We start from the raw sequence: 8,796 nt of genomic DNA on the forward strand, positions 1-8,796 counted from the left end.
CATGCATTCTCAACTTCTCATCGGAAAGCAGGAATTGATGGTCTCGCTGTACGAATCGATGAAGGAGAACCTCGCCGCGCACTTCCGGATCGATCCGGAGACCGTCACCCCGGACGCGACGCTGGAATCCCTCGGCCTGGACTCCCTCGCCCTGGTCGAGCTGATGTGCGTGCTGCGGGACAACCTGGGCCTGCGGACTCCCGACGGCGACGGGCTGATGTCCCTGCAAGGAACCTTCGCCGACCTCGTCGAAGCCGTCGAGCAGGCGCAGCCCGCCGTGGTGATCCCGGCGGCAGCGGGCCCCGTCCCGGCCCGGGTGCCAGCGCGGTGACGGGAGGCGAGGTCGCCGTCACCGGGCTCGGCCTGGTCACCGCCGCCGGCATCGGCGTGGCGGAGACCTGGCGCGGGGTGTGCGAAGGCCGGTCGACGGCGGCGCTCGACCCGGAGCTCGGGGACAGGCGAAGTACATCAGCCCGACCGGATTGAAGTCGCGGGCGAGATCGACCGGCCGACGGACGGTGTAGCCCCTGGCGATCGTGAGGTGGTCCGGGTCGTGGCGACGGAACGTGCCGCTGCTCCGGGCGGCCACGCACAGGCGGGGCGCGTAGTACTGCCGGGGGACGGTGGGGAGGTGCTCGTGGGCGAAGTCGTGCGGCGAGGAGCGTTCGAGCCCCTGATTGCGGCCGGCGGCGGAGCGGGCGACCCAGCGGTTGAAGTTCTCGACGTACAGGCAGTCGGGGCGGGGCTCCCCGTAGAACTCCCGCCAGTGGAAGGCCGTCGGGTCGACCGTCCCGGCCGGGGACAGGCGGTGCAGGGTCAGGGTCGAGTCGCCGCCCGCCGCGAAGACGCCGGACACGACGTCGATCCGGTCCCCGAAGGAGAGCCGATGGGGATGCACCGCGCCGGTGCACTGCGCGTGGAAGTAGTAGAACGCCAGGTACGTCGGATCCCCGGACACCGTGCGCGCCGTCAGGACGTCGGTGGAGCAGGCGCTGCTGACCGCATCCCACGTCCAGTCCCCGATCCGCGCGTACAGCTGGGCGTTGAAGCCGGACATGGACGGCGTCACCGTGGCCTGCCGGATGACGGTGTTGTGGTTCATCGGGCCTTCGTCCTGTCCTGTTCGGAGGGTGCGGATCGCTGCGGACGCCGCGCGGGGTTGTCCGTCGGGCACGTGTCGTCAGCCGGCGTTAATCCGGAGGACGGCGCGCACGACGGTGTCGGCCACGGCCGCCGGAGCCAGCCGGACGAGCGGGGCCACGGCCGCCTCCGGGCCGACGCCGTAGCGGCGGCGCGGCCTCGGGGCGAGCAGGGCACGGCGCACCGCGCGCGCGACGCGCTCGGGTGGGACCGGGCGGTGGAGTGCGAGGAGGCGCCGGGTCGCCGCGCGGGCGGCGCCGTGCACGCTGTCCGCCGGGGTCGGGACGGCGAGGGCGCCGGTGAGCAGGGGAGTGTCGACGCAGCCGGGCTCGACCAGCGAGACCCGGATCCCGCGCGCGGCGACCTCGCAGCGCAGCGCGTCGGTCAGCGCCTCCAGGGCGTGCTTGCTGGCGCAGTACCAGCCGTTGAGCGGTGTGGCGACCCGGCCGGCGACGGAGCTGATCTGCACGATGCGCCCGCCGCCCCGGCGGGCCATGCCGGGCAGGACGAGGCGGGTGAGGCGGGCCGCGCCCAGCAGGTTGACCTCCAGGACCTGCCGGGCGTCCGCCTCGGCGACGTCCTCGACAGCTCCGGGCGCCGCGACGCCGGCATTGTTCACCAGTGCCCACGGGCCGCCGCCGGTCTGTTCGTCGATCTCGGCGACGGCGTCCTGGCAGGAGCCGGGATCGGTGACGTCCAGCAGGACGGTGCGCAGTTCCAGGCCCGCCTCGGCCGCTGCGGCGGTGAGCTTGGCGGCCTTCTCCCCGGTCCGGGCGGTGGCGACGACCCGGAACCCGTGGGCGGCCAGGTCCAGTGCGGTGGCCCGGCCGATGCCGCTGGTGGCGCCGGTGACGACGACGGTCCTCATCGGGCCGCCGCGGCCGCAGGCGCGGAAGCGTGGACGACCGCCGCGTGGAGTTCGGCGAGCGACTCCGCGAGCAGACCGGGCAGCAGGTCCGTGTCACGCGGCAGGACGCGGAAAGCGGGGTGGAAGGACACGACGGAGGGCTGCTGGAGGACGACGAATCCACTCGAAGCGGCGGTCGGCCTCGCAGGTGCCACGAGCACCTCCTCGGCTCCCAGCGCGGCGGCGTCGAGGGGAGTGGAGACGATCGTCACGCCGACCGAGGACGGCGACAGCCGCACCGCGAGCCGGGCCGTCGGGCGGGCGACCGGGCCCGGCAGCCGCAGCAGGCCGGTCAGGAGCCGGCGATAGCGGACCAGCTCCTCCAGCTCGGCCTGCTCCATGACGAGCCGCAGCCGACGTTCGGGCCGGGGCTCCGCACAGGGCAGCGACAGCGGGGCCACGGCCACCCGGTTTCCCAGCCCGTCCCGCTCGCGAGGACCGCGCAGGCTCATCATCAGGACGACGGGCAGGGAGCGGGCGCCGGCGTCCCGGCGCTGCGGAACCCACTGCCGCAGGGCTCCGCAGATGACGGCCAGGCAGATCTGGGCGGTGGAGGCCCCGGTGGCGCGAGTGATCTCGTCGAACGGTGCGCGGTCCAGGCCGACGGCGGGCCGCAGCCAGGCGCCTTCGGCCGGGTCGGGGTCCGGTTCGGGCTGCCACTGGACGCGCGGGACGAGAAAGCGCGGCGCGAACCTCAGGCCCGCCCGCACGGCCGGCAGATCGGGCAGCGCGAAACGGGCCGGTTCCGCCACCGGCGCCGGAAGGCGGCCTCCCCGGAGCAGCGCGGCCGCCTTCCGCCACCGGCGCCGGAAGGCGGCCTCCCCGGAGCAGCGCGGCCGTGGTCGCCGCCGCGGCGACGCCGTCCTGGAGGAGATGGGAGACGCGGTACGCCAGCAGGTGTTCGCCGGGCCGGTAGCCGCTGATCACCTGCAGGCTCCACGGCGGGCGCCCGGGAAGCCAGGGCCGCTCCAGGGCCGTCGCCAGGCACCGCTCGGGAGTCCAGCCGGCCGGGAAGCGGACATCCTCGACGTGGTCCCGCGGGTCGACGCCGCCGGCCGGCTCGAAGCGCAGGCTCCGGCCCCGCCCGGCGAGCCGGTGGCCGAGCACGGGAATCCGGTCGGCGACGTCGGTGAGAAGCGCGCGGACCTCCTCCGGGGCCGGAGGCTCGCCGAGCTTGCGCAGCGCGCAGGAGAAGTGCCAGTACGAGGGGTGCGGGGACCTGCGTCGGTCCGCCCAGGCGTACCAGTCCGTCATGGTCAACGGCATCGTGCCGGTGCTCCTGTGGTGCGTCCGTGTGAACACGCAGATCCGCCCCGCAGCCATTCGGTCACTCTCTGTGCAGACTGTGGCGCACGAGGAAGCCGACTCCGTGCTTCCGACACGAACTGCCGCGCGCCCGAGTCGTCGACGACAGGGGGACGATGCGGGACCGAAGAGGGGAACCGCCTCGATGGCACGGCCCGCAGCCGGGCGGGGACGACTGTGCGTCCTGGCCTGGATCGTCCTCGCCCTCGCCTCGTGCGCCGTCCTGCCGGGCGTCCTCGCCAGGACCCACGGCATCCCGCCCGACCTGCCCGGAAGTCCGTCCGCGCAGGCGCACGCCGTGCTCGCGCGCGACCTGCCGCAGTTCGGCGAGGAGCAACTCGTCCTCGCCTTCGACTCCGCCACGCTGGGCTCCGACGACGAGGCCTACCAGCAGGTCCTGACCGCGGCCGCCCGCGCCGTACGGGCCGCCCCCGGCGGCGCGCACGTCCTGCCGGTCCCCGACAGCCCGGGGCGCGACCCCCGCCACGCCTACCTGCTGCTCGGCGCACCGGGCGACGCCGCCGAACGCCAGCGGCTGCTGCCCGCCTGGCAGGCCGCGGCCGAGCACGCCGCCGAGTCCGCGTCGAACGGGCAGGTCCGCGTCGCACTGACCGGCCTCACGCCCGTCTTCGACGAGATCCGACGGGCCGACCTGCGCGACCTGCGCGGGGCCGAGGCGGTGAGCGTCCCCGCCGCCCTGCTGGTGCTGGTCGTCGGCCTGGGGTCGGTCGGCGCCGCGCTCGTGCCGCTGCTGTTCGCAGGCCTGGGCGTCCTGGTCGGCATCGGGGCGCTGGCCGCCCTGGATCCGCTGCTGCCCGTGGACGGTGCGACCCTGACGGTCGCCACGACCGTCGGCTTCGGACTCGGCCTCGACTACGCCCTGCTGATGCTGCTGCGCTACCGCGCCCACCGCGAGCAGGGGCTCGCGCCCGCCGCGGCCTCGGCCCGCACCAGGGCGACGGCCGGGCGGGCGGTGCTGTGGTGCGCGGCGGCGGTCGTCGTCACCAGCGCCGGGCTGACGACCGTCCCGATCCCGCTCGTCCGCTCCATCGGCGTGGCCGCCGCAGCGACCACCGTGATCACCGCCGCCGTGGCGCTCACCGCCCTGCCGGCGGCCCTGCCGCGCCTCGACCGCCTGCTGCACCTGGGCCGCGTGCGGCGCCGCCCGGCCCAGGTGCAGCAGGCGGCCACCGCGGCCGGCACTCCGGCCGTCGACGCGGCGGACGGTCTTGTCGCACGCTGCGCCGAGCACCTGATGCGCCGGCCCTGGCCCTACCTCCTTGCCGCGGTGGGCCTCCTGGTCCTCGCGGCCCTGCCGGCGGGCGGACTGCGGCTGGGACTGAAGGTGGACCGGACGGCGATCGCCGACACTGCGGCGGGAGTGGGTCTGAGCCGCCTGGAGCAGGACGGGATGGCCGACATCACCATGATCGTGCTGCCCCATCCGGTCGGGGCCGGACCCGTGGACACCCTGGCGCTGACCGACGCCCTGAAAGCCGACCCGAGAGTGTCCTCGGCCGGCGCGCTCGACAACGGGCGGAACCTGACCGTGGTCGCCGTCGCCGACCGGATCCCCGTCGACAGCCCGGACTCCCCCCGCCTGACCGCCGACCTGCGCGCCCTCGCGGCCCACAGCCTCCCGGCGGACCAGCCGGTCCTCCTCGGCGGGCCCGCGGCCACCCTCGGCGACTTCCACCGCGCCCTCGACCGCGCGCTGTGGCGGGTCGCCGCGATCGCCGTGGCGGGAACCCTCCTCCTGATGCTGGTGGCCTTCCGCAGTCTGCTGCTGCCCCTCAAAGCCCTGGCGATGAACGCCCTCTCCACCGCCGCGGCCCACGGCCTGCTGGCCTGGAGCACCCGGCACACCGACAGCACCGTCAATCTCGCGACCCCGCTGCTCGCGCTGACGATCGTCTTCGGCCTGTCCCTCGACTACGAGGTCTTCATGGTCCACCGCATCACCGCCCACTACCGTGCCCGCGGCGACTGCCGCCGCGCCGTGGCACTGGGCCTGAGCGAGACCGCCCTGCCGATCACCCTCGCGGCCGCCACCATGGCCACCGTCTTCGCCGGACTCCTGGCCACCCACCGCCAGGACCACCGGCAGCTCGGCTTCCTGGTGGCCGCCGCCGTCCTGCTGGACGCCACCCTCATCCGCCTGGTCGTCGTCCCGACCCTCATGCGGCTGCTCGGCCACCTCAACTGGTGGCTCCCCCCGGTCGGTCGCCGCAGGCCCGCCCGGCAACCGGCCTTTGCCGGGAGCCTCCCGAACCAGCTCCCCACCGCCACGGCCCAGCTCCTGAAGACGGCCGGCGGCCCCACCGACGACACACCCGGAGCCCCCGATGACCGCCACCCGTCCCGCCCGTCCCACCCGTCCCACCCGTCCCACCCGCACCGCGCTGCTCGCCGCGGCAGCCCTCGCCCCCGTCGCCGAGGCCGCCGGGCCCCGCCCGGACGCCGCGCAGGCACGCGCCGCGACACCGCTCCTCAGCTGCCGCGTCGCCACCAGCGCGGACGACCCGGTCGCCTTCTCCCCGCCGCTGACCTTCCAGGCCCGCACCACCCAACTCACCGGCACGCTCGACCTGTTCGACTGCACCTCCCCCGACGGATCCCAGCCGGACCTGGACAGCGGCACCCTGACCCTCCGGGCCACCGGCCGGGCCGGCTGCAACGGCGCCACCCAGATCACCGGCACCGGCACCACCACCTGGTACGACGGCGCCGGCGACGAGACCGGCACCTCCAGCCTCCAGCCCGTCGGCTCCGTCGACGGCTACAACCCGGGCGACGCCCTCCTCGGCGGAACCGCCACCGACGGCCTGCTCGCCGGAGCCCGCGCGTCGGGAAGCGCGACCCCCACCGTCGACGTCGACCAGTGCGCCGAAGAGGGAATCTCCACCCTGAACGGCTCCGGCACCATCCGCTTCCTGCCCTAGGGTCCGCAGGCCCGGTGCCGAGTTCGAGCCGGCCGTCCGGTTCGGTCAGGTACACCATGCTCGCGGTCACGCCGACCCGGTCGAGGACGGGTCCGGCAGACGTCAGCAGCTCGTCCAGGTGCGGCGCGTCGAGCAGCCCGGCGACCAGGGCCAGTGCGTCGTCCGTCGCCATGGAGCCCCGTTGCCGCGCGTGCCTCAGCCGGATCCGGTGCTGCCTCCTGGGGGTGACCTCGTCCTCCGGGGGCGGTCAGCTGCGGGCGGGCGCGTGCGCGGTCAGGAAGGTGCGGACGTCCGGGAGGGCGCCGTCGTTGAGCAGCAGGTAGCCGTGGTTGTTGCCGGGGTAGGTCTTGAGCTGCTTGACGGGGGTGGCGGCGGTGTCGTGCAGTCCCTTGGCGAACTCGGGGTAGCGGCCGTCGCCCTCCTCCGCGGCGAAGAAGGTCGGGACGGTGCCGGTGAGGACGGCCTTGGCGGCGTTCGACTCGCCGGGAGCGGTCTCGGGCGAGCTGAGCGAGACCACGGCCTTGATCGGCAGCGGCGCGTTCGCCGGGTCGGCGGCGGTCTCCAGCGAGGCGCTCGCCCCGTTGGACGCACCGACCAGGGCGACCGAGGTGACGCCCTTCGACTTGAGCAGGCTCATCGCGGCCCGCACGTCGGACGCCCCGCCGCCGTTGACCATCCAGCCGACCACCGCGTACCCGGCGGCGGTGAACTCGGCGTAGTGCGGCTGCCAGTCGCACAGCGAGCCGCCCGCCTGGGGCGCGAACACCACGCCGACGGTGGCCTTGCCGGCGTCCGAATCCCGGTAGTACGCACCGACGTTGCGGCCGTCGACGGTCAGCCGGGTCGATCCGGCGGCGGCCTGCTCCGCGGTCAGGCACCCGAAGGTGTCGGCCTTCGCGGTGGGGGCGGCCACGGTCTTCGGATCGGAGCCGCATCCGGTGGCGGCGAGCAGCAGGACTGCGGCGAGCCCGGTCGCGGGCATGGCGAAGCGCTTCACGTGTGTGTTCTCCCGTGGGGGTGGGGCCGCGAACGAGCCCGGCCCCGTGGATGTGATCGGAATCTACGGAGGCCCCGGGGAACCGTCAATGGTCTGTACCAAAGCGTGAGGTTCGGTCACATACCAGCATGTGCAGCGGAGTTGACGCAGATCGGGCCGAGGGCGCCGAGCTCCGGGCAGGCAGCCGCGCGACCGTCCCGAAGGGCGCCGGCGAGCGACGAACGCCGGCCCCGGGACCCGCGCCGAGGGCGGTCGCGGAGCATCCTCCTGACCGCCCGAGGACAGTGTTTCGGCAGGTCAGGTGCAGTTTTCGCGCGCCTTGAGGGCGACGTTCGGCAGCTCCGGGGCGGGCAACAGTCGGTCGCCCGGGCAGCCCTGGACCTCGCCGAACCGGTCCCCCTTCTCGGCGCGGGGATGAACTGCGAACTGTCGGCGGCCTGGCCCTCGGTCAGGATGAACGCCAGTGGCCGGTACTTGTGCTCGCCGGCGACATGCACCTTGCTGCCGGAAGCGGTTGTGGACGGTCGACCAGGCGCCGAACTCCCTGGGCGTCTCGCGCCACTGGCTGCCGGAGCCGTCATCCCGACAGCGGCGGTGGCTACGCCTTTCAGGTCGACGACTCGCTTCCGAACGAGGGACGTTCCGCCGCCGCGGCCGATCGCGTGCATGCGACCGGGCATCTTTTCCGATCAACGGCACTCGATGGCATGGAAGTGGAGAGACGGATGGACGGCAACGGACGGCAGCAGTCCGCCCAGGAGCAGCTGCTCGCAGCGATCGCCGGCGATGTGGCGAACAACCTGCGGGCCGCCGTAGGCAACGCGCTGGCAGCCGGTGAGGACGCGCCGCACCACCAGTCGCACAGCAGTGGCATCGACGGTGGAGGGGGTGGGGAACTCGCGGCTGCGGTGCGGGATGTGGGTTCAGGTGAGGAGGCGAAGCATCACCAGACGCACAGCAGTGGCATCGATGGTGGTGGGGGTGAGGAGCTTGCGGCGGCGGTGCGGGATGTGGGTTCAGGTGAGGAGGCGAAGCATCACCAGACGCACAGCAGTGGCATCGACGGTGGTGGGGGTGAGGAGCTTGCGGCTGCGGTGCGGGATGTGGGTTCAGGTGAGGAGGCGAAGCATCACCAGACGCACAGCAGTGGCATCGACGGCGGCGGAGGTGGGGAGCTTGCGGCCGCAGTGCGGGATGTGAGTGTCCGCGCGGAGGCGGCTCACGATCAGGGGCACAGCAGCAGCGGTGGCGGTGGCGGTAGTGGTGATGGTGGGGGCAAGTTGACTGCCGCGGTGCGGGATGTGGGTGCCAGCGCGGACATGGCGCATGACCAGGGGCACAGCAGTAGTGGCGGTGGGGGTGGTGGCGGTGGCAAGGAACTTGCGGCTGCGGTGCGGGATGTGGGCTTGCGCGCGGAGGCGGCTCACGATCAGGGGCACAGCAGCAGCGGTGGCGGTGGCGGTAGTGGTGATGGCGGGGGCAAGTTGACCGCGGCGGTGCGGGAG

6 protein-coding genes and 1 pseudogene are annotated in these 8,796 nt (G+C 74.0%); 3 read left to right on the forward strand and 4 right to left on the reverse strand.

Annotation, left to right across the window (positions count from 1 at the left end):
* Position 1: 1 nt before the first annotated feature.
* Positions 2-331: an acyl carrier protein gene (locus tag ACFV4P_RS22595; protein ID WP_380473707.1), complete on the forward strand. Its 330-nt coding sequence runs from the start codon at positions 2-4 to the stop codon at positions 329-331.
* A 36-nt stretch (positions 332-367) separates the two neighbouring features.
* Here the strand turns inward: ACFV4P_RS22595 and ACFV4P_RS22600 are convergent, their stop codons facing one another.
* From ACFV4P_RS22600 to ACFV4P_RS22610, 3 genes are all read right to left on the reverse strand, one after another.
* Positions 368-1,102: an LnmK family bifunctional acyltransferase/decarboxylase gene (locus ACFV4P_RS22600; protein ID WP_380473709.1), complete on the reverse strand. Its 735-nt coding sequence runs from the start codon at positions 1,100-1,102 to the stop codon at positions 368-370.
* 78 nt (positions 1,103-1,180) lie between these two features.
* Positions 1,181-2,008, reverse strand: a complete 828-nt coding sequence (locus ACFV4P_RS22605) for an SDR family oxidoreductase (RefSeq protein ID WP_380473711.1) — start codon at positions 2,006-2,008, stop codon at positions 1,181-1,183.
* Complete coding sequence (locus ACFV4P_RS22610; RefSeq protein WP_380473713.1) at positions 2,005-2,799, reverse strand: hypothetical protein; 795 nt, start codon at positions 2,797-2,799, stop codon at positions 2,005-2,007. The genes ACFV4P_RS22605 and ACFV4P_RS22610 overlap by 4 nt, the downstream gene beginning before the upstream one ends.
* Before the next feature lie 698 nt (positions 2,800-3,497).
* On the opposite strand from ACFV4P_RS22610, the gene ACFV4P_RS22615 reads away from it, so the two are divergent.
* On the forward strand, positions 3,498-6,617 hold the full coding sequence (locus tag ACFV4P_RS22615; RefSeq protein WP_380473715.1) for an MMPL family transporter: 3,120 nt from the start codon (positions 3,498-3,500) through the stop codon (positions 6,615-6,617).
* Here the strand turns inward: ACFV4P_RS22615 and ACFV4P_RS22620 are convergent.
* Positions 6,542-7,291 (reverse strand): hypothetical protein, encoded by a 750-nt coding sequence (locus tag ACFV4P_RS22620; protein WP_380473717.1) that lies wholly within the window; start codon positions 7,289-7,291, stop codon positions 6,542-6,544. The genes ACFV4P_RS22615 and ACFV4P_RS22620 overlap by 76 nt on opposite strands.
* A 725-nt stretch (positions 7,292-8,016) precedes the next feature.
* Between ACFV4P_RS22620 and ACFV4P_RS22625 the strand changes: the two are divergent.
* A pseudogene (locus ACFV4P_RS22625) lies at positions 8,017-8,796 on the forward strand (hypothetical protein); the annotation flags it as partial.

The organism is Kitasatospora sp. NPDC059795, from assembly GCF_042732175.1.
Lineage (GTDB): Bacteria > Actinomycetota > Actinomycetes > Streptomycetales > Streptomycetaceae > Kitasatospora.

Coding starts and splice junctions, on each gene's coding strand:
- ACFV4P_RS22595 (WP_380473707.1), top strand. CDS start 2: ATGCATTCTCAACTTCTCATCGGAAAGCAGGAATTGATGGTCTCGCTG.
- ACFV4P_RS22600 (WP_380473709.1), bottom strand. CDS start 1,102: ATGAACCACAACACCGTCATCCGGCAGGCCACGGTGACGCCGTCCATG.
- ACFV4P_RS22605 (WP_380473711.1), bottom strand. CDS start 2,008: ATGAGGACCGTCGTCGTCACCGGCGCCACCAGCGGCATCGGCCGGGCC.
- ACFV4P_RS22615 (WP_380473715.1), top strand. CDS start 3,498: ATGGCACGGCCCGCAGCCGGGCGGGGACGACTGTGCGTCCTGGCCTGG.